At 65.7% G+C, this 24,163-nt stretch carries 20 protein-coding genes; 15 read left to right on the forward strand and 5 right to left on the reverse strand.

Annotated features, from left to right (window positions below):
- Positions 1 to 80: 80 nt before the first annotated feature.
- Positions 81 to 410 (forward strand): DUF4148 domain-containing protein, encoded by a 330-nt coding sequence (locus tag G3N94_RS00730; RefSeq protein WP_205789864.1) that lies wholly within the window; start codon positions 81 to 83, stop codon positions 408 to 410.
- A 397-nt stretch (positions 411 to 807) separates the two neighbouring features.
- The gene (locus G3N94_RS00735; RefSeq protein WP_205789866.1) at positions 808 to 1,521 is read left to right on the forward strand and encodes a nitroreductase; all 714 of its coding nucleotides are present in this window, start codon (positions 808 to 810) and stop codon (positions 1,519 to 1,521) included.
- A 156-nt stretch (positions 1,522 to 1,677) separates the two neighbouring features.
- Here the strand turns inward: G3N94_RS00735 and gcvA are convergent, their stop codons facing one another.
- On the reverse strand, positions 1,678 to 2,580 hold the full coding sequence (gene gcvA / locus G3N94_RS00740) for a transcriptional regulator GcvA (RefSeq protein WP_205789868.1): 903 nt from the start codon (positions 2,578 to 2,580) through the stop codon (positions 1,678 to 1,680).
- A gap of 144 nt (positions 2,581 to 2,724) precedes the next feature.
- Here gcvA and G3N94_RS00745 point away from each other — a divergent pair, with 144 nt between their 5' ends.
- Together G3N94_RS00745 and G3N94_RS00750 are read left to right on the forward strand one after the other, a co-directional pair.
- The gene (locus G3N94_RS00745) at positions 2,725 to 4,023 is read left to right on the forward strand and encodes an adenylosuccinate synthase (RefSeq protein ID WP_205789870.1); all 1,299 of its coding nucleotides are present in this window, start codon (positions 2,725 to 2,727) and stop codon (positions 4,021 to 4,023) included.
- A gap of 486 nt (positions 4,024 to 4,509) precedes the next feature.
- Entirely contained in the window at positions 4,510 to 5,451 is a 942-nt protein-coding gene (locus G3N94_RS00750; RefSeq protein WP_205789872.1) for a LysR family transcriptional regulator, read from the forward strand.
- 172 nt (positions 5,452 to 5,623) lie between these two features.
- Here G3N94_RS00750 and G3N94_RS00755 read toward each other — a convergent pair whose 3' ends face one another.
- Positions 5,624 to 6,340, reverse strand: a complete 717-nt coding sequence (locus tag G3N94_RS00755) for a dienelactone hydrolase family protein (protein ID WP_205789874.1) — start codon at positions 6,338 to 6,340, stop codon at positions 5,624 to 5,626.
- A 208-nt stretch (positions 6,341 to 6,548) separates the two neighbouring features.
- On the opposite strand from G3N94_RS00755, the gene G3N94_RS00760 reads away from it, so the two are divergent.
- From G3N94_RS00760 to G3N94_RS00770, 3 genes are all read left to right on the forward strand, one after another.
- On the forward strand, positions 6,549 to 7,175 hold the full coding sequence (locus G3N94_RS00760) for an RNA polymerase sigma factor (protein WP_241021458.1): 627 nt from the start codon (positions 6,549 to 6,551) through the stop codon (positions 7,173 to 7,175).
- 13 nt (positions 7,176 to 7,188) lie between these two features.
- Complete coding sequence (locus G3N94_RS00765) at positions 7,189 to 8,025, forward strand: FecR domain-containing protein (RefSeq protein WP_241021459.1); 837 nt, start codon at positions 7,189 to 7,191, stop codon at positions 8,023 to 8,025.
- A 106-nt stretch (positions 8,026 to 8,131) separates the two neighbouring features.
- Positions 8,132 to 10,618 (forward strand): TonB-dependent receptor, encoded by a 2,487-nt coding sequence (locus G3N94_RS00770; RefSeq protein ID WP_205789876.1) that lies wholly within the window; start codon positions 8,132 to 8,134, stop codon positions 10,616 to 10,618.
- A gap of 132 nt (positions 10,619 to 10,750) precedes the next feature.
- Here the strand turns inward: G3N94_RS00770 and G3N94_RS00775 are convergent, their stop codons facing one another.
- A complete protein-coding gene (locus tag G3N94_RS00775) occupies positions 10,751 to 11,059 on the reverse strand; it encodes a DUF4148 domain-containing protein (protein WP_205789878.1) in 309 nt (102 codons plus the stop codon).
- Positions 11,060 to 11,593: 534 nt separating this feature from the next.
- Here G3N94_RS00775 and G3N94_RS00780 point away from each other — a divergent pair.
- The 6 genes from G3N94_RS00780 to G3N94_RS42885 all read left to right on the forward strand — a co-directional run bounded on the left by G3N94_RS00780 (position 11,594) and on the right by G3N94_RS42885 (position 19,357).
- Positions 11,594 to 12,049, forward strand: coding sequence for an antitoxin Xre/MbcA/ParS toxin-binding domain-containing protein (locus G3N94_RS00780; RefSeq protein WP_205789880.1), 456 nt, complete (start codon positions 11,594 to 11,596; stop codon positions 12,047 to 12,049).
- Positions 12,046 to 12,525 carry an RES family NAD+ phosphorylase gene (locus G3N94_RS00785; RefSeq protein ID WP_205789882.1) on the forward strand — a complete coding sequence of 160 codons (480 nt, stop codon included), beginning with the start codon at positions 12,046 to 12,048 and terminating at the stop codon, positions 12,523 to 12,525. Before G3N94_RS00780 ends, G3N94_RS00785 begins: the two co-directional genes overlap by 4 nt.
- A 186-nt stretch (positions 12,526 to 12,711) precedes the next feature.
- Positions 12,712 to 16,176, forward strand: a complete 3,465-nt coding sequence (locus tag G3N94_RS00790) for an adenylate/guanylate cyclase domain-containing protein (protein WP_205789883.1) — start codon at positions 12,712 to 12,714, stop codon at positions 16,174 to 16,176.
- Positions 16,177 to 16,318: 142 nt separating this feature from the next.
- A complete protein-coding gene (locus tag G3N94_RS00795; RefSeq protein ID WP_205789884.1) occupies positions 16,319 to 17,368 on the forward strand; it encodes a patatin-like phospholipase family protein in 1,050 nt (349 codons plus the stop codon).
- 118 nt (positions 17,369 to 17,486) lie between these two features.
- The gene (locus tag G3N94_RS00800) at positions 17,487 to 18,098 is read left to right on the forward strand and encodes a hypothetical protein (RefSeq protein ID WP_205789886.1); all 612 of its coding nucleotides are present in this window, start codon (positions 17,487 to 17,489) and stop codon (positions 18,096 to 18,098) included.
- 218 nt (positions 18,099 to 18,316) lie between these two features.
- A complete protein-coding gene (locus tag G3N94_RS42885) occupies positions 18,317 to 19,357 on the forward strand; it encodes a methyl-accepting chemotaxis protein (protein WP_205789888.1) in 1,041 nt (346 codons plus the stop codon).
- 48 nt (positions 19,358 to 19,405) lie between these two features.
- Here G3N94_RS42885 and G3N94_RS00810 read toward each other — a convergent pair whose 3' ends face one another.
- On the reverse strand, positions 19,406 to 20,344 hold the full coding sequence (locus G3N94_RS00810) for a tyrosine-type recombinase/integrase (protein ID WP_205789896.1): 939 nt from the start codon (positions 20,342 to 20,344) through the stop codon (positions 19,406 to 19,408).
- Between the two features lie 188 nt (positions 20,345 to 20,532).
- On the opposite strand from G3N94_RS00810, the gene G3N94_RS00815 reads away from it, so the two are divergent.
- The gene (locus G3N94_RS00815; protein WP_205789965.1) at positions 20,533 to 22,518 is read left to right on the forward strand and encodes a gamma-glutamyltransferase family protein; all 1,986 of its coding nucleotides are present in this window, start codon (positions 20,533 to 20,535) and stop codon (positions 22,516 to 22,518) included.
- A 1-nt stretch (position 22,519) separates the two neighbouring features.
- Here G3N94_RS00815 and G3N94_RS00820 read toward each other — a convergent pair whose 3' ends face one another.
- Positions 22,520 to 23,176: a glutathione S-transferase gene (locus tag G3N94_RS00820; protein ID WP_205789898.1), complete on the reverse strand. Its 657-nt coding sequence runs from the start codon at positions 23,174 to 23,176 to the stop codon at positions 22,520 to 22,522.
- A 120-nt stretch (positions 23,177 to 23,296) separates the two neighbouring features.
- Between G3N94_RS00820 and G3N94_RS00825 the strand changes: the two genes are divergently transcribed.
- Positions 23,297 to 24,112, forward strand: a complete 816-nt coding sequence (locus G3N94_RS00825; protein ID WP_205789967.1) for a helix-turn-helix domain-containing protein — start codon at positions 23,297 to 23,299, stop codon at positions 24,110 to 24,112.
- The last annotated feature ends 51 nt before the right edge of the window (positions 24,113 to 24,163 follow it).

Raw genomic sequence — 24,163 nt, forward strand, 5'->3', positions numbered from 1 at the left:
CGAGACATGCTCGCATCGGGGGCAGGGGCGGTATCTCTACGTACGTCAAACCGTAACCAATCAGAATAGAGAGTTCAGCGATGCGAATCCAATTCAGAAGGTTCACGCTTGTTGCTGCCGCCGCAGCTTTCCTGATCGGCGGGACGGCCTCGTCGTTCGCGCAGACGACGGCGAGCGAGCCTGCCGCGCAGGACGCGAAAGCGGCTGCCAAGGCGGCGAAGAGTCAGGCACGCAAGGAGGCACGTGCGCAGCATAAGGCCGAACGCAAGGCGGCACGGGCAAAGAATACCGCCGAGCTGAAGAAACTCGAAGACGCCGGATACAAGCCGGCGGTCAATGACCCGAACTATCCGCAGAATCTTCAGGATGCCGAGAAGAAGGCCGGCGCTGCGGCCGGCGCGAGCCAGTAAGTCACGCCACGGCGATACGCGATTCGCATCGCGTATCGCCCGCTCCAATTCGCGATGTCCGGCACATCGCATCTCTCCTGGACAGGTTGCCGAGCCGGCAGCCGGACGTTCTGACAAGACCTTCGTTATCCTTTGTATTTCTACAGCCTGTGTAGTTCCGGCATGAAATGCCCGGAGCCCGGTGGCTGCGGCGCACGAACGCCGTCCAGGTTCCCGCGTTTCACTGAAGCGGGCTGAAGCATTCGCGGCATGTGTCGCGCGATCCACGCCCGATCCACGCCCGATCCACGCCGATTAGCACCCGCGTCTCGACATTGTCCCGCTCCCAATCTAACTTACGATTGCATGGTATATGTCGTTCTTCGCATTATGCCGATCATGTCGAAAGGAGGAGACGATGCAACATCACATCGATCGCACGTATTCAGGTACGGAATCCGCATCCGATGCCGCGACACTCAATCGCCTGCTGTCCGCACGCCACACGTGTCGCGCGTACCGTCCGGATCCCGTGCCGGACGACGTGATCGCCGGCATCGTCGATATCGCGAAACGCACGGCATCGTGGTGCAACGTGCAGCCGTGGCATCTGGTCATCACGTCGGCGGACACGACCGAGCGATTCCGCCGCGCGCTCGTCGAGCACGCGGAGACGCATCCGGAAATCGATTCCGATTTTCCGTTTCCCGACGAATATCGCGGTCCGTACGCCGAGCGCCGGCGGGAAGTGGGCTATGCGCTGTACAACGCGCTCGGTATCGAACGAAGCGACAAGGAAGGGCGCGCGCGGCAGAGCTTCGAGAACTTCAGAATGTTCGGTGCACCGCACGTCGCGATCCTGACGACGCCCGCGGAGCTCGGCACGTACGGTGCGATCGATTGCGGCGCGTTTGTCGGCGCATTCCTGCTGGCGGCGCAGGCATACGGCGTTGCGACGGCGCCGCAAGGCGCGCTGGCGCAGCACGCGCGGTTCATCCGGACCTACTTCGGGATCGGAGACGAGCGACATCTCGTATGCGGGATCTCGTTCGGCTACTCGGATGCCGGTCATCCGGCCAACGGTTTCAGGGCCACCCGCGTGTCGAACGACGAGGTGATGCGAATCGTCTGAAGGTGAAAGCGGCTTGCCGGTTCGCAATGTCCGGCAAGCCGAAGGGTGCCATGATTTTGGTTCCGCGCTGACGCTGATTCGTGGGCTCGCGGCCCATGCCGACGTCGCGTTGCACGTGGTCGCGCCGCTATCGACGACACGCAGCTCGAGCGTGCGTCATTCGTCGCGCGGCGCCGCCGTGTTCCCCGCCTGTTCCAGCCAGTCCTTGAATGCACACACGGCACCGTCCTCCGCGCGCGCGGCGGCAACATAGGTGAAGTATCGCCACGGCGGCAACGCCGGTTCCTTGAACGGCTGCACGAGCCGGCCTTCGGCGACATCGTCGGCAACGAGCGCGATCGGCCCCATCGCGATGCCAAGCCCGTCAAGCGCCCCCTGCAGCGTCAGGTAGAAATGCTCGAGCGTCAGCGAATGCCGCGGCGTGAGCTGTGCCTGCCCGGCCGCCGCCAGCCATTCCGGCCACATGCCGGGGTAGGTCGCCGCGTGCAGCAGCGTGAAGTCGGCGAGATCCGCCGGTTTGCGCAGCGTCTTCCCTTCGAGCAGCTTCGGCGAACACACCGGCAGGCGGACTTCGGACAGAAATTCGTCGGCAACGTACCCGTCTATGGTTTGCGGGCCGCCGCGAATGATCAGGTCGACCTTGTCGCGCAGTTTTTCGATCGGTTCGTTCGACGTGGACAGCCGCACCTCGATGTTCGGATGGGCGACCTGGAACGACGACAGCCGCGGCACGAGCCAGCGCAGCGAAAACGTGGCCGGCGCGCTGACGCGCAGCACCTGCAGCGCACCGCGCTGAAGCTGCTGTGCGGTGGCGAGCGCGATGCGGTCGAACGCGGCGCCGATTTCGGCGAGATACGCGCGTCCGGCATCGGTCAGCTCGACACGCCGGTTGTGGCGCTCGAACAGCAGCCGTCCGAGCCACGCCTCGAGCTGCTGGACATGTCGGCTGACGGCACCGTGCGTCACGCACAGCTCGTCGGCGGCCAGCGTGAAGCTGCCGAGCCGCGCCGCAGCCTCGAACGCGCGCAGGGAATTCAATGGTGGAAGCTTCCGGCTCATCGCATGGTGCCCATTCGCGTCAAATAAACTCACGCGACGCCTCAGATTTAATCGTTTGATCGCCGCACGCGGCTCCGCCAATATGGCACACAAACGGCCAGACGGGCCGGAATGTGTCTAAATTTCTCACATGGAGAGCGGAGCATGCCGAATGTCGTGGTGGTGGGCGCCCAATGGGGCGACGAGGGCAAGGGGCGTCTGGTGGACTGGCTCGCCGGGCAGGCCGACATCGTCGCGCGTTACAACGGCGGCCACAATGCGGGCCACACGCTGGTCGTCGACGGGAAGACCTACAAGCTCGCGCTGCTGCCGAGCGGCCTCGTGCGCGGCAAGCGAGGCGTGATCGGCAATGGCGTTGCGCTCGATCCGGAGGCGCTGCTTGCCGAGATCGACCGCGTCGCGCAGCTCGGGCTGGCCGTGACGCCGGACAACCTGTCGATCGCCGAGAACGCGACGCTCGTGCTGCCGGTCCATCGGGCCATCGATGCGGCGCAGGAGAAGCTGCGTCGCGAGCCGATCGGCACCACGCTGCGCGGGATCGGCCCCGCCTACGAAGACAAGGTCGGCCGCCGCGGGCTGCGCGTCGGCGATCTCGCCGAGCCCGATACGCTCGCGAACAAGCTCGATGCGCTGCTCGATCATCACAACGCGTGGTTCAGGGGCGTGGGGCTCGACGAATATTCCCGCGATGCGATGCTGTCGACGCTCATCGAACTCGCGCCGCAGGTGCTGCCGTTCGTCCGTCCGGTGTGGGCCGACCTGAACGACGCGCATGACGACGGCCGGAAGATCCTGTTCGAAGGGTCGCAGGCCGTGATGCTGGACATCGACTGGGGCACGTATCCGTACGTGACGTCGTCGGGCACCGTTGCATCGGCGGCCGCGGCCGGCACGGGGCTCGGCGCGTCGAAGCTCGGGCACGTGCTGGGCGTGACCAAGGCGTATGCGACGCGCGTCGGCGGCGGGCCGTTCCTGACCGAACTCGACGACGCGATCGGCCTCCGGCTGCGGGAAAGCGGCCGCGAGTTCGGCGTCAATACCGGCCGGCCGCGCCGCTGCGGGTGGCTCGACGGCGCGCAGCTTCGGCAGGCCGTGAAGGTGTCCGGCATCGATTCGCTGGCGCTGACCAAGCTGGACGTGCTGGACGGATTCGACACGATCCGGCTCTGCGTTGGATACGAGCTCGACGGGTTGCGCGTCGAGCATCTGCCCGCGAGCCTCGCTGCGCAATCCCGCGCGAAACCGGTTTACGAGCAGTTCGACGGCTGGACGGACGCGGTCAAGGGCAAGCGGCAGCTCGGCGATCTGCCGGCGGCGGCGCGCCGCTTCGTCGAACGTGTCGAGGCGGTCGCGGGCGTGCCGATCGCGCTGATCACGACCGGGCCGGAGCGCGACGACACGATCGTGCTGCGGGATCCGTTCGATGCGCCGGTGCGCGCGTAACGAGCAATTCTGTTTCCGGATCGGTCACACGTCTCGCCTCGCCTCGTCGCGTTCGCGAAGCGGGCGGACGTGCGTGCGTGAGAGCGTACGTCCGCGCGTGAGTGAGTGAAGCGCGGCGCGGCGCCAGCCAATCCTTAAGGACTCCGGTCGAGCGATGCCTGCATTGCACCGATGCGCGCTGCCGGATCGGCAACCCGCAATGGCGACGCGACGTGCCGCCACCACAGCTGGCGGGCGGGCTCGCGCCGCGCATGCGGAACTGGACATGCCCTGGACGGTGCTGTACTGTTCCGCACCATTCGTACTGGAGCGGATGTCACCGGCCCGATCGGCGCGCACGCGGATTCGGCGTGCGCCGCAGCGGCGGCGAAGGCATCTTGCGTCGCATCGCTCGCGCTGCGACGATACAGGAACGACCGGGGCCCGCGCGTCGCGATGCGCCGGGTCCGCACGTTGCGAGCCGATCTCATTCCCGGGGACATGTCGATGGATACGCTACAGATGATGCGCATATTTGTCCGCGTCGCGGAGGAAGGCAGCTTCACGAGTGCCGCCCAGCGCCTGGACATCACGACGGCGTATGCATCGCGCTCGGTCGCCCAGCTCGAGACGCACCTGCGCACGCGGCTGCTCAATCGCAGCACGCGCCGCATTGCGCTGACCGACGCGGGGCAGCGCTACCTCGACCGGTGCCAGCGGGTGCTCGCGTATATCGACGAGGCCGAAGCGGAAGCGGCGGACGCGCAGGCCAAGCCGTCGGGCCGGCTGCACGTGCACGCGACGACGAGCTTCGGGCAGGCCTACGTGGTGCCGGCGGTCGTGCGCTATCGGCAGCGCTATCCGGCGGTGGCGGTCGAACTGACGCTGTCGCAGCACATTCCCGACATCATCGACGAAGGCTACGACGTGTCGCTGCAACTGAGCACGACCGAGCTACCCGATTCGGGTCTCGTATCGCAGCGGCTCGGCGCCGTGCATAGCGTGCTGTGCGCGTCGCCCGCGTATCTGCGCGAACGCGGTACGCCGACGACGGTCAAGGAGCTCGAAGGGCACGCGTGCCTGCAGATCGTCACGCCGGTGTTCTCGCGCGAGCGATGGCATCTCGACGGGCCCAATGGCCGCGAGACGTTCGAGCTGCCGCAGCCCGATTTCCAGGTAAATATTGCAGATGCGCTCGGCGCCGCGCTGCGCGCGGGGCTCGGGATCGGCTCGCTGCCGATGTCGACCGCATTGCCCGCGCTGAGCAGCGGTGCGCTGGTTCGCGTGCTGCCTGAATACCGCTTGCAGGAGCTGACCGTCTATACACTGTATGCGTCACGCCAGTACCTCGACGCAAAGATCCGGACGTTCGTGGATTTCCTGCGCGAATGCGTGCCCGAGATGCTGGCCGCCGATGAGGCAGCGCTGTGCGCGAAGCACCACGCATGAGCGGTCGTGCTCCGGCAGTTGACTTCATTCCGTTGTCCTGAAGAAAATCTCTGTCACTCCCGCGGCGGCTGATGATGCGGACAGGCTGGATCGCGCTCCGCCGGTCGCGTCCACAGCGCCGGCAGAGTGCGATCATGCGCGCGTTGGCGCGCCTATGTGCGTATTTGCTGGCTTACTTGCTCGATTCGGTCCGAAGCGTGCGGCCCAGGAACGTGAGCGTGCGGTCCCACGCCCATTGCGACCACACCGGATCGAACTGCGTTGCCGCGATACGCGCGGGGCCGACAGCCGTTTCGTTCGCAAATCCATGATGCGCGAGGTAGCGGTGGAACTCGAAGCCGACGTTTGCATCGCCGAGCTTCTTCTCCAGCGCGTCGACCTGGTCGATCGTGAAAAACGCATCCTGCGTCGCCCAATGGCCCATCAGCGGGGCCTTGATTTTCGACGGATCGATGTAGTCGAGCGGCGGGAGGCCGTACCACGTGACACCGGCGTCCACGTCCGCGAACTGCAGCGACAGCAGCGTGAGCGCGCCACCCATGCAGAATCCCGTCACGCCGACGCGCGCGGCGCGCGTCTTCAGGTACTGCACCGCGCCGGGAATGTCCTGCGACGCGGCGTCGCCGAAGTCGAGCCCGGTCATCAGGTGATGCGCCTCTGCTTCCTCGACCGTCGATTTCCCGCGAAACAGGTCGGGTACGAGCGCGAAATACCCGCATCGCGCGAGGCGGTCCGCGACGCCGCGAATCTGGTCATTCAGGCCCCACCATTCCTGGATGACGACGACCGCGGGTGCGCCCTCGGTCTTTTCCGGCGTGGCCAGGTAGCCCTGCAGTTCCTGGCCGTCCGGGCGGCGAAACGTGATCATGGATCCGGGTGTTTGAGACATGAAACCGCTCCTTGTTGAAAATGCGCATGAATACAGCATCGAGTCGGGCCAGCGCGTGCGACGGCGATCGGAGCTTGCGCGGAGACATCGATGATCCGCTCGCATCCGCTTCGGCCGGGGCCCACCACGCCGGAATTCTATGCGCAAACGCGCTCGATCTGCGCGGGGGAGGTGTCGTGCTTCGAACCGTTCGCAAGTCGACCAGGCGATGCTCACCACGGCTGTTGACAGTTTTGTAATCAATATAAATAATGCGAATCATTATCATTTTGGGCGTGATGCTCGCTCATCCCGTAACAATGTGACAGGCTCGCACCGCGACTCCGCCCATTCCCCGTTGATCGCTGCATTCGTCAGGCACTACGAGGAACTCGTCAACCATGTCCGGCATCGCTTCGGCGATCGCGCGTTTGCCTGCGATGTCGTGCAGGACGTCGGCGTGCAGATTCTTCAGCGTCCCCCCGGCGATCCGATCCATACGCCGCTCGCCTTTTTGCGTCATTTGTCGATACATCGAGCCATCGATCGCTGGAGGGGGGACGAGGCGCACGCGAGTCATCTGGAGCCGGCGGGCGTCTCGGTTCCGGACACGCGGTCGGACGATATCGACGGCGAGCAGGTTCTGAGCTATCAGCAGACCGTGCAGGAACTGGAGCAGATCATCAACGGATTGCCTGCACGCTGCCGCGAGGTGTTTATCCTCCACAAGCTGCATGACCTGTCCCAGGAGGAAGTGGCGGCCCGGCTGCGAATTTCACGTAATATGGTTGCCAAACATATAGCCCGCGCGATGACGGCCCTCACTCCGATCCTGCAGAATTCCTTGCGTTCCTAGACGGCAAATGCCGATGTTGCCTGAGTCCTCCCGTAGTCCCGATTCGAAACCGCTTCAGGACGACTCGCTCGACCCCTTCAAGAACGCGTTGCGTACGCGTTATCCACTTGACGTGGTCGTGCGTCGTGCAGCACGCCGGCGGACCATCCGGCAGGTCGTCGGCAGTTCGATGCTGACGGTCGTGGCGGCCGTTGCGGTGTGGTTTGCCGATCCGGCCTACCGTGTCGACAAGTTCGCGACGGCAGTGGGCGAGCACCGTGAGTGGTCGCTTGCCGACGGCAGCCGGCTTGCCCTCAATACCGGATCGTCGGCGCGTGTCGAGTGGCGTGTGCGGTCCCGGCGACTCCTGATCGAGCGCGGCGACGCATCGATCGAAATCGCGCATTCGGCATTTCGGCCGCTTGTCACCTACGCGGGCGACGTGACGATCCGCGATATCGGTACGACGTTCGCGGTGCGTCACGACACGCAAGAAGTGCGCATCGGCGTCGTGTCCGGCTCGGTGCAGGTTGCCGTTGGGCAGCACGCCGCGCTGACGCTGCAGCCGAATCAATCCGTCGTCGTCGATGCAGGGCGGATCGGTGCGCGCCAGCCATTCGATCCGGCCGATGCGCTTGGCTGGCGCGACGGGCGACTCGTTTTCGACGGCACACCGTTGCGTGTGGCCATCGCCGAGATTCGTCGCTACCGGACGTCGCCCGTCGAGCTGGATCCGCGCGTCGCCAACCTGCGACTGTCCGGGCAATTCAATACCGACAACGTCGACGCGCTGCTCGACATGCTGCCCGGCGTGCTGCCGCTCAAGGTAACGCGTGCCGCAAACGGCGCGGTAACCGTTGCCCACCGCTGAGCGTCGACGAAAAAATTTTCGTTCGGACGTCAACAAAGCGGCGGGCTCATCCGGCAATCCTTGTGAGAGTCATCGATTCATTCCGATTCAAACGAGGAGCGGGGGTATGGGGGTTACTGGGCGCCATCCGGGTGTCGGGCGCATCGTGTGCGTCGCGGTTGCAAGCGGCTGTCTGTCGGGTCACGCATCGGGGCAGGGCGTGGAAGTGTCGTCGTTCGACATTCCGGCACAGCGTCTGGACCGTGCGTTGAATATATTTGCGCGTCAGTCGAATGCGCAGTTGCTGTTTTCCACGTCGAGCGCGGAGCAGCGAACGAGCCATGCGGTAAAAGGCAAGATGTCCGCGTCGGCGGCGCTCGATCAATTGTTGAAAGGTTCGGGGCTGCAAGCGCGGCCAACCGGCAAAAATACCTTTACGGTCGAGGGCGCCGCGCCCGCCGCGCCATCAGCGGCGGGCGCATCGCCACAAGCCGATGCTGGTGCGAGTCGTGCCGCGGACCCCGTGGAACTGGCGGCAATCCAGGTATCGGGCGACCGAACCCACAGCGATCTCGTTCGGCCGACCCGGCAGATCACCGTGATTGGTCGCGACGCGTTGCGCGACCTCGAGGCCGGTTCGAACAACCTCGCGACAGTGTTGAGCAAGGCCGTGCCCGGCATGGCCGATTCGAGCCATACGATCACCGATTACGGCCAGACCCTTCGTGGCCGGAACATCCTCGTACTGGTCGACGGCGTGCCGCTGAATACGAATCGCGATTCGGCGCGCAATCTGGCGAACGTCGACCCGAACAACATCGAGAAAGTCGAAGTTCTGCGCGGCAGCAGCGCGGTTTACGGTGCCGGCGCGACGGGCGGCATCGTGTCGATCACGACCCGGCAGCCGGGGGGCGAGCCGCGTGCCGAGACGACATTTTCGATGACGTCACCGCTGTCGCATCTTGGTAGCGGCGGTCTCGGCGGCACCGTGCAGCAGTACTTCGCGGGCAGTCGCGGGCCCGTCGAGTATGAATTCAACGTAAGCGGACAGCATATCGGCAGTTCGTACGACGCGCGCGGCCACCGCATTGCGCCGGAACCGAGCCAGGGCGACCTGTTCGACTCGAACGTCTATAACGTCGAAGGCAAGCTCGGATTCCGGATCGATGCGAATCAGCGCATCGTGTTCTCTGCGAGCCACTATGACGCCAGGCAAGACACGCATTACGCGAGCGACCCGGCAGTCGCGAAACTGCCGGCGGGCACGGCGGTCGCGCGCGCAAAAGACGGGCTCGAGCTCGACGACCAGAATCGCATCCGCAACACGATGCTCAACCTGCGGTATGACAACAAGGACGTGTTCGGTAGCGAGTTATCTGCTCAGTTCTACTACAGAAATTACTACACGCGTTTTGCACCGTTCGATGCGCGTGCGGTTGCGACACGCGGCAACAACATCGACCAGGTCATGCAGGACTCGACGGTGTTCGGCAGCCGCCTGACGATCACGACGCCGCTCGACCAAGCCGGACGCACGAAGCTTCAGTGGGGTGCCGACTTCAACCAGGAACGCAGCGACATGCCGGACGACATCTTCTCCCCGGCAGCCTATGATGCGAGCGGCGGTCTCGTCTATCGCAAGATCGGCACGCTGACTTATCTGCCACCGCTGACGACGCGCAGCATCGGCGGATTTGCACAGCTGCAGCACAAATTCGACGACAAGTGGTCGGCGGAAGCGGGGGTGCGCTACGAGCACGCGAGCGCAAGCTTCGACGACTTCGTGCCGCTGTCGCAGTTGCGGCTCGCGAAAAAATACACGGTGCCGGGCGGCTCGACCGGATACGGTGCGTGGCTGTTCAATGCCGGCGTTGCGTACGCGCCCGTGCGTGGCCAGGAATTCTATGCATCGTTCAGCCAGGGATTCCAGCTGCCGGACGTGGGTTTGCAACTTCGGAATGCCGCCGCCGGCTTCGACATCCATTCGTCGAGCCTTGAGCCGGTCAAGACCAACAACTATGAAATCGGCTGGCGCGGCAGCCTTGGCAATCACACCGACGGAACGCTCGCGCTGTTCTATACGACGTCCGAACTCGGTGACGTGCAGAGCTTCAACAACGGACTGATCCTGACGCGCACGGCCGAACGCATCGCCGGCATCGAGGCGACCGTTGACTACGTATCCGATGACGACAAGTGGGGCGCGGGTGGCACGATCACCTACATGCAAGGCCGCGAGCGGCCGCAGAACAGCGCGAACTTCCAGGACATGACCGGCTACCGCGTCCCGCCGCTCAAGCTCACGGGCTACGTCGAGTACCGGCCGAACTCGCGCTGGAGCAATCGCCTGCAGGCAACGTTCTATGCGGCGCGCGACTACCGGCTCAACGACAAGAACGGTTTCGGGCGCATGGACGTCGGCAGCTACACGACGGTCGACCTGATCTCGCGGTACCAGATCACCAAAAAGGATCGCGTGACTGTCGGTGTCGAGAACCTGTTCAATCGATACTACCTGCCGCTCTATAGCCAGCTCATGCGCAACAGCAACAACACGAGCCGCCTGCCTGCTGCAGGCGCCGTGCTGAGCGCCAGCTATACGCACCGCTGGTAAGCGCGTGCGGCGTTCGAAAGGACGCTGTGCGCAATTGCTATGAGCTGCGGGTTTGTGCCGGCGAGCCCGGATTGGCAAGACAGCCTTTCCGGGCCCCGCTGCGGGGAAGATCCCGCAGCAATCAACGTCGATTTAGTGACCGAAGTAAACCGAGTCACGAGCGTCCTGCTTGACCGCAATGACGCGGCCCGCGCGAACGCCTGCAGCGGCTTGTGCGCCGTAGCCGGTTTCGTCGGCATTCGTCGCGCGTGCCTGCGCTGCCTGGAGCGCTCGCGGGTAATACTGGTCCGCTACTTCGGGCTTGTACCCGGCCTGCTCGAGCTGGACGAGTTCCGCACGCACCTGGGCTCGCGTCAACTGCCCCTGATTCGATTGAGCGAACGCGCCATACGAGGCAGACAGCGCAGTGGCGGCGACGACAGCGTAGATGAACGATTTCATGATGACCTCCGGTTCTGTTGATTTCGCGCTTCACTCTTGATGTTCAGCGGTTGATTGCATCGTAGCGATCGCGTTATCAGTCGGAAATACGCAATTCAGCGAAAAATTATTGCAACTGGGTAAACGATCCGCGGCGATCCGCGGCGATCACCGTGTTTGGTCTGATGGTTTGTGCGTCGGAATGCAATGACAAGCGGTGTCCGGTCGAAAAGAATCCGAAGGTGCCACTGACGCGAGAAGAGGCGGCAGGTCGTCCGTCAAACTCTTTATGAGTTGAAGAGTTGTTACGTGACAACCCGGTGACGGGATGTGGCGACTTTATATACTGAAAAATCGGCTCCCCACCGCGAGGGCGAATCTCCGATTCGCCAACCCCCATAACCGGCTACCAGACGCCGGGGCGCACCAATCCTGCGACTCCTCGACAGCGTTGACGGCCGGCGACGACGCGATGCATCGGCACGAGATCCGCAGGAATCCGCACGAGATCGGCAAAACGCCTATAATGATTGGGCAAATTGCCAAGGAAAGGTCATGAGCACCATCGCTTTTCGTCCGACGGGCATCGCGCACCCGCGTCAGGCCGAATTCACGATTCTCGAAGAGCTGCTGGCAGTCCGCGTCCGTTCGGGCGCCGATCTCGCCGAGCTGGCGAGCGCGCGCGTCGACGTCGACGTGATCGACCGATTGTCCGAGCACGGTCTGAAGTCGGACGAACTGGCCTTCATCATCCCGCGGCGAACGCTGAGCCACCGCCGTCAGGCGCATGAGCGCCTGTCTCCGGAAGAGTCCGACAAGGCCATCCGTCTCGCGCGGATCGTCGCGCAGGCGTCGGCCACCTTCGGCAACCAGGACAAGGCGATGTCGTGGCTGCGCAGCGGGCTCCAGCGCTTCGGCGGCCGCACCTCGCTCGACATGGCAAGCACCGAGCACGGCGCGCGGCTCGTCGAAGAGGCCCTGACGCAGATCGACGAGGGGTACTTCGCTTGACGACGTTGTGGCGGATCAGCAATTACGCCGACCTGAAGGGCATCGGCGGATTGCGTGCCGGCGGACGCTGGCATTTCGCCGGGCAGCCGGTCGTCTATCTCGCCGAGCATCCGGCGCTCGCGCTGCTCGAGACGCTCGTCCATCTGGAAATCGGTTCGGTCGCGCAGTTGCCTGACGGGTATCAGCTGCTGCGCGTGGAGGTACCCGATGCGGTGGCCGTCGCCGAGATCGCCGAGTCGGACGCGCCTGCCGATTGGCGCTCGAATCCCGACTGGACGAAGGGCGCCGGCACCGAGTGGCTGCAGACGCAGCCGAGCGCGTTGCTGCGGGTGCCGAGCGCGGTCGTCCCGTACGCGCACAACTACCTGCTGAACCCCCTTCATCCTGCTGCAGCCGACATTCGCATTGCGGAGGTCGTGCGGTCGCCGTACGACAACCGGATATTGCGGCTGATCCAGCCCGCGCCGCGCGAGTAGGTCCACGACGCGCGCGCCCGGGTTTCCGTCAGCACTCCGCCACCCCGAGGCGGCGCCGCGCGCGTACGAAGCGGGCGCGAGTGCGACTTCTCGCACCGATGCGCGTTGTGTTCGACCGGCGCCTTGCCGCAAGCAGGTACAGCACTAGAATGATTAAAAGCTGGCACCGGGCACGGGAAGGAGCGTATGCGCTGCGCACATTGCGGATTCGACAATCCCGCTGGGGCCCGCTTCTGCGACGCGTGCGGCACGATGCTGACGCGCGCGTGCCCGCGCTGCGGCCATGAGTCGAGCCCGACCGCGAAATTCTGCAGCGAATGCGGCGCGCCGCTCGGCGAATCGCACGACGTGCCCCACCCGCGTCCGCGGCCAGTGTCCGGGCCGCCGCCGGCGCCCATCCATTACACGCCGCACCATCTCGCCGAGCGCATCCTCGCCGAACAGGCGGCGATGGAAGCACGGGGCGAAACCGCCGGCGAGCGCAAGACCGTCACCGCGCTGTTCGCGGACATGGCCGGGTCCACCGCGCTGATCCACGATCTGGACCCGGAAGAGGCGCATCGCCTGATCGAGCCCGTCGTCGCGCTGATGATGGAGGCCGTCCACTACTACGAAGGCTATGTGGCGAAGTCGCTCGGCGACGGCATCCTCGCGCTGTTCGGCGCGCCGATCGCCCACGAGGACCACCCGCAGCGCGCGCTGTTCGCGGCACTGCGGATGCAGGACGCGATGCGCCGCCACGGCGACCGGATTCGTCTGGAAAAAGGCATCCCGCTGCAGATCCGTGTCGGCGTGCATACCGGCGAAGTCGTCGTGCGCTCGATCCGCACGGACGACCTGCACGCCGACTACGATCCGGTCGGGCACACGATCCACATCGCATCGCGGATGGAAGGAATCGCGATGCCCACGTCGATCCTCGTCAGCGACGCAACGCACAAGCTGGCGGAAGGCTACTTCGAGTTCAAGTCGCTCGGGGCGACGCAGGTCAAGGGCATTCCCGAGCCGCTGTCGGTGTACGAGGTGCTGGGCCTCGGCGCGTTGCGCACGCGGCTGCAGCTGTCCGCGCATCGCGGCCTCGCACGGTTCGTCGGCCGCGACGCCGAACTGGAGCACCTGCACGGCGCGCTGGACGACGTGAAGGCGGGCCACGGGCGGGTGGTCGCGGTGGTCGGCGAGGCCGGAGTCGGCAAGTCGCGGCTGTTCCATGAATTCAAGGCGCGTTCGCGGCGTGGCTGTCTCGTGCTCGAAACCTTCTCGGTGTCGCACGGCAAGGCGTTCGCCTATCTGCCGCTGATCGAGCTGCTGAAGAACTATTTCCAGATCGCCGCGCAGGACGACGAACGGCACTGCCGCGAGAAAGTGATGGGCAAGGCGCTGACACTCGAGCGCAGTTTCGAGGAGCTTGTGCCGTACCTGCTGTATCTGCTCGGTGCGAGCGAGCCCGGCTCGGCGCTCGCGGAAATGGATCCGCTGATCCGCCGCGACCGCACGTTCGACGCGATCATCCAGCTGCTGACGCGCGAGAGCCGCGACCAGCCGATCGAGCTGCTGTTCGAGGATCTGCAATGGCTCGATCGCGAGACCGAGGCGTTCCTCACGTGCCTGATCGACCGCGTGCCGGACACGCGGATCCTGCTGCTCGTGAACTACCGGCCCGAGTATCTGGTTGTCCGCGACGGCGCCGGGCATTGCTCGCGATTGCGGCTCGAACCGCTGGGGCCGGTCGAAGCGCAGAGCCTGCTCACCGCGCTGCTCGGCGACGACCCAGGCCTCGCGCCGCTCAAGACGCGCATCCTCGACATGACGGAAGGCAATCCGTTCTTCATGGAGGAGGTGGTGCAAACGCTCGTCGAGGAGCAGTCGCTGCTCGGCGAACCGGGCCATTACCGGATCGTGCAGACGCCGGCTGCGCTGCATATTCCGACGACCGTGCAAGGCGTGCTGGCCGCCCGCATCGACAGGCTCACGGTCGACGAAAAAGAGCTGCTGCAGACGCTCGCGGTGATCGGCAAGGAGTTTCCGTTCAGCCTGATCCGGCGCATTTGCGACCCGCAGGTCGCGCAGACTGAAGACGACCTGCGCCAGCTGCTCGCCCGGCTCAACGCGGCGGAGTTCATCTACGAGCGGCCCGCGTTCCCGGAAGTCGAATATTCGTTCAAGCACGCGCTGACGCAGGAAGTCGCCGGCCATTCGCTGCTGACGGAACGGCGCAGCGCACTGCACGAGCGCACCGCGCAGGCGATCGAGGCGCTGTTTCCGATGCGGATCGCCGATTACTGCAGCGAGCTCGCGCATCACTACCGGCTGAGCGGCAACGTGCCGAAGGCGGTCGAGTATCTGTACCGTACCGGGCAACAGGCGCTGCAGCACTCCGCGCAGCCCGACGCGGTGCGCCACCTCGGCACGGCGCTGGAATTGCTCGAGCGTTTGCCCGATACGCCCGAGCGCGCACATCAGGAACTGACGCTGCGGCTCGCGCTGGGGCCCGCGCTGATGGCCGTACGCGGCTATGGCGCGCCGGACGTCGAGGCGAACTACACGCGTGCGCTCGCGCTGTGCGAGCAGGCCGGCGAGACGTCGCAGCTCTTTCCGGTACTGCTCGGTTTGAGGACGTATTACCACCTGCGCGCGGAATACCGCACGGCACGCGAACTGGGCGAACGGCTGTTGCGCATGGCGCGGCACGCGCACAAGCCGGGGCTGCTCCTGGAGGCCCATCTCGCGCTGTCGGCCAGCCTGTTCTTCGAAGGCGATCTCGGCATGGCCCGCGCACATCAGGAACGCGCGCTCGCGCTGCTCGACACGGAGCCGCGTCCGGAGCTGGTCGTGACCGTCGCGATCGATCCGGGTATCCGCGGCCTGAGCTTCCTCGCGTGGACCCTGTGGCATCAGGGCTACGCGGATCAGGCGAACCAGCGCAGCCAGGCCGTGCTCGCGCGCGCCCGGCAGACGCCGAATGCCCCGACGCTCGCATTGACGCTCGCGTACGCCGCGCAGTTTCATCAGCTCCGGCGCGAGGTCGCGCTGACCCGCGAGCGCGCCGACGTGCTGATGACGCTCGCGACCGAGCAGGGGCTGCCGTTCTGGTTCGGGTGGGGCGCGGTGCTTCACGGTTGGGCGCTGGGCGAGGAGGGCCGCGTCGACGCCGGGATCGCGCAAATACGCGCGGGCATCGAAGGGTATCGCGCGACGGGCGCCGCGATGAGCTGCTCGTATTTCCTCGCGCTGCTCGCGGATAGCTACCGCAAGGCCGGCGATACGGCAGCGGGGCTGTGCGCGATCGACGACGGGATCGCGATGGCGGGCCAGTCCGGAGAACGCTGCTATGAGGCCGAACTGCACCGGCTCAAGGCGGCGCTGCTGCTCGGTATGCGGGACGACGGCATCGTCGTCGCCGACCCGCACCGCGCGGACGAGGCCGAAGGCTGCCTGCACCGGGCGATCGAAATCGCGCGAGAACAGGGCGCGCGCGCTTTCGAGCTGCGTGCGGTGCGGGACCTTGCCCGATTGCGCGCGAGCCACGGGGACACCGCCGACGCACGGAAGATGCTGTCCGACGTCTACGCCGGTTTTGCGGAGGGCTTCGATACGGCGGACCTGCAGGAAGTCAGCGCATTGCTCGAGTCATGGTCAACCACCGGCGGGTGAACGAGCCGCGCCGCAACGTGCATCGAGGTGTCGTCGGCATGCGTGTGACCGCAGGCGGACACCACGCTAACGAAGGAATGCCGTCTGTCGACGGCGTTCCTGTTCTCCCCGCCATCCATGGCGGGGTTTCTCGGAGCATCCGATGACCACGAAGAACACGAAGCACCCGGATGGCGAAGAACCGAAGCCCGTCGCGCTGGCGCTGCAGGGCGGCGGGATGCATGGCGCGTTCACATGGGGTGTGCTGGACCGCCTGCTCGAGGACGGCCGGCTCGCGATCGAAGGCGTGAGCGCCACCAGCGCGGGTGCGATGAATGCAACCGTGCTGGCTCACGGGCTGATGCTCGGTGGCGCGTCGGGCGCACGCGATGCGCTGCACGACTTCTGGCACGCGATCTCGGCGTCCGCCGAGCAATACAATCCGCTGCGCTGGACGCCGTGGCTCAAAGGGACGCACAGCTTCGGGCTCGATCATTCGCCGCTGTACGCGTTTGCCGACATGGTGCTGCGCATCTTCTCGCCGTACCAGTTCAATCCGCACAACCTGAATCCGCTGCGCGAAGTGCTGGAGCGTCACGTCGACTTCGACGCGTTGCGCAAGCAGTGCCCGATCCATCTCTACCTGAGCGCGACCAATGTCGAGACGGGGAAGATCCGGATCTTCACGGGCGAGGACGTGTGCGCGGAAGCCGTGCTGGCGTCGGCCTGTGTGCCGACCCTGTTCCAGGCGATCACGATCGACGGCCAGCATTACTGGGACGGCGGCTACATGGGCAATCCGGCGATTTACCCGCTGATCTACCACTGCAAGACGCAGGATGTCGTGATCGTCCACATCAATCCGCTGGTTCGACCCGGCGTGCCGAGAACGGCGTCCGACATCCTGAACCGCATCAACGAGATCAGCTTCAACTCGTCGTTGATGCGCGAGATGCGCGCGATCGCGTTCGTGACCGAGCTGATCCAGCAGGGCAAGATCAAGCGCGACGAGATGAAGGAAATGCTGATCCATTCGATTCGTTCCGACGAGGAGATGTGCGCGCTCAGCGTGTCGAGCAAGTACAACGCGGACTGGGAATTCCTGTGCGGCCTGCGCGACAGCGGGCGGCGCGAGGCCGAAGCGTGGCTCGCGGCGAATTACCGGAACGTCGGCCAGCGGTCGAGCATCGACATCCGCAAGGAGTTCTTTTGAGCGCCGTCGCGGGATGGCGGTGCGCGGCCGGTGCCGTGACGGACGCTGCGGAAGGCGCGCGCGGGAGCGGGGCGACGCTGCGCGGCGGTGCAGGTCGGGACGACGGAAAGAGGCGACGATGAACCAGACGCAAGCGCGCTTCATCGCACTGTGGTCACGCAGCGGCGGCCGCGATGCCGAAGCCGTGCTTGCCGACCTCGTGCGCTGCTATGGCGAAGCGACGCGCCACTACCACACGCTGCGTCATATCCGTCGTTGTCTGCGCGACTTCGACTGGGCGTGTGGTGCGATCCCGCATCCCGATGCGGTGGAGCTCGCGCTGTGGTGTCACGACGTGATCTACCAGCCCGGCGCGCGCGACAACGAGGAACGCAGCGCCGACTGGTTCGTGCAGTGGGCGGACGGGCAGATTGCAGCGGGCGCACGCATTCGCGACATGATCCTCGCGACGTGCCACCGGAGCGTGCCGACCGAAGCCGACGACCGCTTCACCGTCGACATCGACCTCGCGGTGCTCGGTGCGCCCCGCGGCCGCTTTCACGAGGATGGCGTGCGGTTGCGGGCCGAGCGCCCGGATCTCGACGATCGCGCATACGACGCGCAGGTTCGCGCGATTCTCGGCGAGATGCTTGCGCGTCCGCGCATCTATCACACCGATCTGTTCCATGACCGCTGCGAAGCGCGGGCGCGCCGCAACCTGTCGTGGCGGCTCGGCTTGCCGTCGCGTTGAGCGTGCGTCGACCGCGCGGAGCCGGACGCGGCAGTCGGCAAACCGCGCAGGGCTTGCCACCATCGTGGTGCATCGCCTGTGCAATTGGCGTGCATGCACGGACGGACGGCGGGCAGTCGGCCACGATACGAGCGTTTTCGCGTGCTGGAGCAGGCCCGGAATTTGCGTGCCTCTCGCGGCGAAACGCTACGCCCATCACAACGACAGAGACCAATAACATGGCCAATCCACAAGCAATCGTCGACCTGACCCATGAAGTGAAGAAGCTGGCCACCGGCAAGATCGGCGACATCAACGACATCAATCGCGAGACGACTTTCCTCGCGTTGAATGCGCTGATCGAGGCCGCTCGCGCAGGCGATGCCGGCAAAGGCTTCGCGGTGGTCGCGAACCAGGTGAAGCACGTATCGAAACGCATTGGCGACATCACCGACGGGCTCAACAAGGAACTCGCGGGGGCGCTGACACGCCTGACCGAACTCGGCGACAGCATGATCGAGCGGATGCGTTCGCATGAGGGTCAGCGCTGCGCCGATCTTGCGCTGAACATGATCGACATCATCGACCGCAATCTGTACGAGCGCTCGTGCGATGTCCGCTGGTGGGCGACCGATTCGGCGCTCGTCGACTGCGTGATGCACGAGAGCCCGGCGGCGAGTGCGCATGCATCGGAGCGGCTGTCGGTGATTCTCGACAGCTACACGGTCTACAAGGATCTGTGGGTCGTGAATGCCGACGGCATCGTGGTCGCGAGCGGGCGCGACGCGACCTGTCCGGTGCGGGGGCGCGACGTGCGCGACGCGCACTGGTTCACGGCCGCATTGAAGACGCGCTCCGGGGCCGACTACGTCGCGTCCGACATCGAGACGCTGCCGTGGCTGAAGCATGCGCAGGTCGCGACGTATTCGACCGCCATTCGTGCAGGCGGACAGGCGCATGGCAGCGTGCTCGGCGCGCTCGTCATCTTCTTCGACTGGGCGCCCCAGGCGGCGGCAGTCGTCGGCGGCGTGCGGCTGAGCGACGATGAATGGGCGCGAACCCGCTGCATGATCGTCGACGCGTCGTCACGCGTGATCGCGAGTTCGGATGGCAAGGGACTGCTGCAGGAACGGTTCCGCCTGCACACCGACGGCAAGCCGGCGGGCTTCTATCGGATGCACAACGGCACGATGGTGTCGTTCGCGGCGACGCCCGGTTACGAGACGTACAAGGGGCTCGGCTGGTACGGGGTGATTTGCCAGCAGCCGCGGAACGGGTAGGCGCAGGCGCCGTGTTGCCACGCGTGCCGATTCCGAAACGTACGCGAATCAACACAAACGATTGGCATCGCGCGCGTCGATGTCCCGTGCAAGCGTTTGCTGGATGCGAACGACGGTCCGGGACGTGACGAGGCCGAGCATCGCGTTCACGTCCGCGTGGCTGCGGCCCGCGAGCAACTGGCGGCGCGCAACCGTGTTGCGCAGCACGCGCGGACTCATGTCCGGCGCGTCGAAGCCGATCGCGGTCAGCGCGTCGCGAACGACGAGCAGCAGGAACATGTCGTTCATCGCCTGCCCGCTGCGCGGTGCCGGAAACAGCAGCGCCGACGCCGGCTCGCCGGCGCCGCGCGCGCGCCACGCTTCGAGCGGCCTGCGTGCGAAGCGCTCGAGCGCGATCTGGCGTTCGGGCCGCGCGCCCTGCTGCGGCACGTACAGTGTCGGATGACCGGCGTCGAGATCGAGCGCGCCGATCGTCGTCGTCCGGATTTCCCGGGATGTGATGCCGCTGCCGAGCAGCAGCGCGACGATCGCGCGATTCCTGCATTCGACCGGGCCGTCGCCGGATCGCGGCCGGACATACGCCTGCAGCGCGTTGTCCGCAGCGGGCGGCAGGCAGACCGGTTCCGGTTCGCCGTCCGGCCATGCGACGTAGCGCGCCATCCGTTCGGCAGGATTCGCTTCGCGCAGCCCGACGGACACCAGTTGCCTGGAGATGCGATCGATCAGCTTCGCATAGCGTGCACGGGTCGAGCTGTCCGGCGCACAGGTGCGGTCGAGGTCCGCGAGAAACCCTTCGACGTGCTCGGGACCGAACGTCGCCGGCGTCACGCCGCGCGCGAGCAGATAGCGCAGGAAACGGTCGAACATCGCCGCGTGCTGCACGATCGAGCGGGGCGCGAAGGGCCGCCGGTCCGCGCCGGTCGCCTCCGTTTCCTGCCAGGCGCGAAACGCGCCGACGGGGTCGAGAATCCACAGATCCTTGTCCATCGCGGTTTTATATACGGAATGCCGCGAAGCCGGCAACAGGAGAATCGACGATTCGCCTGCGTGGCCTCGCTTTCCCGGTTGCGAACAAAAACCGGTTCATGGGAATATCGACCGAATTGCCTGCCGGTGGAGAGCGAAGCAGGCAAATCCCCGGGCTACGCAACGGCCGATCGAAGCGCATGAATTCAATGAATCAGCACGCGATATTCCCGTATGCAGCCGTGCTCCTCACCGCAATGCTGATGGCGGCATGCGGGGGCAACGTCGAAAACGAACTGCGCAACGCGAAGCAGCCCGCTCAGGGTGCGAGCTGTCGCGCGGTCGACAACGGCGGCTCGACGGTCGTGGTGGGCTCCAGCCAGCCGGGGGATCCATCGCTGCCGGAACCGTCGTCGGGTTATCGCACCGGGTTGAAACCCGTCTATGCGAAGACGTACATGGTGACGACCTCGAACGCATACGCGAGCGCGGCCGGCTGCGCGGTGCTGAAGAAGGGCGGCACCGCCGCCGATGCAGCGGTCGCCGTGCAGGCCGTGCTGGGGCTCACGGTGCCCGAGGCGACCGGCCTCGGGGCCGGCGGCGTGCTGCTCTACTACGACGCGCAAAAGAAAGCGGTCCACGCGTACGACGGCCGCGAGACGGCACCGGCTGCGGCCACCGGGAACTACCTGCGCTATGTCGACGACCGGAGCGATCATTCTGCGCCGCAGCCGAACGCACGCGAGAGCGGCCGTTCGATCGGCACGATCGGTGTTCCGCGGCTGATCGAGTTGCTGCAGCAGGATCACGGCAAACTGGCATGGAAGGATCTGTTCGGCGATGCAATTGCGCTCGCGACGAACGGCTTTCCGATCGGCGGCCGCCTCGCCGACGCAATCGCCGCGAATGCCGCGAATCTGAAGCGCGACCCCGAGGCCGCCGCGTACTTCCTCAACGCGGACGGATCGCCGAAGACGCTCGGCACGGTGCTGAAGAATCCCGCGTACGCGCAGACGCTGACGCTGTTCGCGCAAACGGGCGCGAACGCGCTGTACACGGGGCCGATCGCGCAGGACATCGTCGCGAAGATCGCGGCGACGAAGGGTGCCGACGGCTCGACGATCACGCCGGGCAAGACGACGGTGGCCGATCTCGGCGCGTATCAGGCCAAGCGCCGCGAGCCCGTCTGCACGACTTACCGGACCTACTGGGTGTGTGGCATGCCGCCGCCGTCGTCGGGCGGCATCGCGGTCGCGTCCGCGCTGGGCATTCTCGAGAATTTCGACCTCGAGTCGATGAAGCCGACGGCGATCGACGGCGAAGGCGGCAAGCCGACGGTCGCTGCCGTGCATTTGGTGTCGGAGGCCGAACGGCTCGCGTATGCGGATCGCGACAAGTACGTCGCGGATACCGACTTCGTGCCGCCGCCCGGCGGCACCTGGGACACGCTGCTCAACAAACCGTATCTGAAGACGCGTGCGACGCTGATCGACCTGAAGCGGAGCATGGGCACCGCGCAGCCCGGCAATCTCGGCACGGTGCCGCTCGGTGTCGATACCACGCTGATCGAGCACGGCACGAACCAGTTCACGATCGTCGACCGCGACGGCAATGTGCTCAGCGCGACGACGACCGTCGAGTCGAGCATGGGTTCGTTCCACATGACGCACGGCTTCCTGCTGAACAACCAGCTGACGGATTTCTCCGTGAATCCGACCGACAGCGCCGGCAATCCGGTCGCGAACCGCCTGCAGCCCGGCAAGCGGCCGCGAAGCTCGATGGCGCCGACGATGGTGTTCCGGATCGCCGCGGACGGATCGAAAGACGATTTCGTGATGGCGACGGGTTCGCCGGGTGGCGGCGCGATTCCGCCGTACGTCATCAAGACGCTCGTCGGCACGCTGGACTGGGGGCTCGACGCGCAGCAGTCCGCCGGGCTGATCGACTTCGGCGCGGGCAACAGCCCGACGACCACGATCGGCGGCGAGCATCCGAACGTCGACACCGCGAACAACGGCGCGAACGACCCGCTGATCGTGGGGCTGATCGCGTTCGGCCACAAGGTGTCGACGGCGGCGCAACCGAGCGGCGTGAACACGGTGATGCGCGTGCAGGTCAACCAGCAGCCGGTGCTGCAGGGCGGCACGGATCCGCGCCGGGAAGGCGTCGCGCTCGGCGATACGTTCAAGCCGTGATTCAGGATGGTGCTGCGGCCGTCCTGACCTTGTCATGCTGCGCCGCCAGCGCCGCATCCGCCGCTTGTGCGCGCTGGATGGCCGGGCGGGCCAGGATGCGGTCGATATAGGCGCGCACCACGGGCGTCTCGGGTACCAGCTTGAACATCGTGGCCCAGTTCAGCGCCGCACCCCACAGCACATCCGTCGCCGTAAAGCGCTCGCCCAGCATGTAGGGCCCCTTGTCCAGCTGCGCGCAGATCGTATTGATGACGGTGTCGAAGTCGCCGTAGGGCGACGTGGAGTACGCCGCAGGCGGGCGGTTCATCGAGCGGTCGACAATGGCTGGCTCGAAGCACGAACCGTAGAACGCCATCCAGCGCAGGTACGGCCCGCGTAGCGAATCCCCGACCGCCGGCGCCAGGCCGGCTTCCGGATACAGCTCCGCGGCATACAGATGGACGGCGACCTGCTCGGTGATGACGGCATCGCCGTGGCGCAGCGCGGGCACCTTGCCCATCGGGTTGATGCCCAGGTAATCGGGCTTGCGGTGTTCGCCGCTGCGCAGGTCGAACGCGTGCAGTTCGTAATCGGCGTTCAGCTCTTCGAGCAGCATACGGGCGCCGGCCGATCGGCTGCGCGGCGCGTGGTAGAAGATCAGGTGGCGGTCTTGGGGCACCGTTGGCTCCGGAGTGTGGTCGGGAACAGAAGTGCCAATGTAGTGCGGCCGCGCGCAGTCGTCTTGGAAAAACCCGCTGCGGCAGTGCATCATCGCGGCATCGCATCCGACGCCTTCATCATGACCGACTTGCGTAACGTCACCGAAACACCGAAGGGCGTGGTCGCTCCACTGGCCTTCCACCAGCGCTTCCGCCTGAATCGCTACCACCCGTGTCCCGCATTGGCCGGTGTGCTGGATCACCACTGGATAGTCGAATGGGACTTGCGTGGCCAGCCGCCCCATGTGCAGCGAACGCTGCCGTATCCATGCGTGAATCTGGTGTTTGACCGGCGGCAGACGGGCGTCTTCGGCGTGGTGTCGGGCGCATTCGAGACCACGCTGACTGAAGCAGGGCGCGTGATCGGCCTGCGCTTTCGGCCCGGCGCCTTTCGCGCGTTCTTCGGCAAGCCGGTGCATTTGCTGACCGACAAAGTGCTGCCGGTGTCCACGCTGCTCGGCGGCAGTGATGCCGAAGCCGACGACATCGTGCTCGGCGCACAAGACGACGCCGGCATGGTGTCGGCCGCGGAGACGCTGCTGCTGCGTGTGCTGCCGCGGCCCGATCCGCAGGTCGAGCGCATCCACGCGATCCTGCAAATGCTGCAGCAGGACATCGGCCTCACGCAGGTGCGCGACCTGGCCGAACGCGCCGGCCTGCGCGAGCGCACGCTTCAGCAGCTCTTTGCCGATTACGTGGGTGTGACGCCCAAGTGGGTGATCTGTCGCTACCGCCTGCATGAAGCTGCCGACAAGCTTGCCGGCGGCGAGCCGATCGACTTGGCGGAACTGGCCCACGCGCTCGGCTATTTCGACCAGGCGCATTTCACGCGCGACTTCCGCAAGCTGGTGGGCAAGGCACCGGCCGAGTACCGGCGCGATGCCAATCAGGCCTGACGCCGCGATTCCGGGGCCGCAGGCGCGTCGGCGCGTACCGCGCGGAGAGTG

Origin of the sequence: Burkholderia sp. Ac-20353 (genome assembly GCF_017104785.1) — a bacterium.
Lineage (GTDB): Bacteria > Pseudomonadota > Gammaproteobacteria > Burkholderiales > Burkholderiaceae > Burkholderia.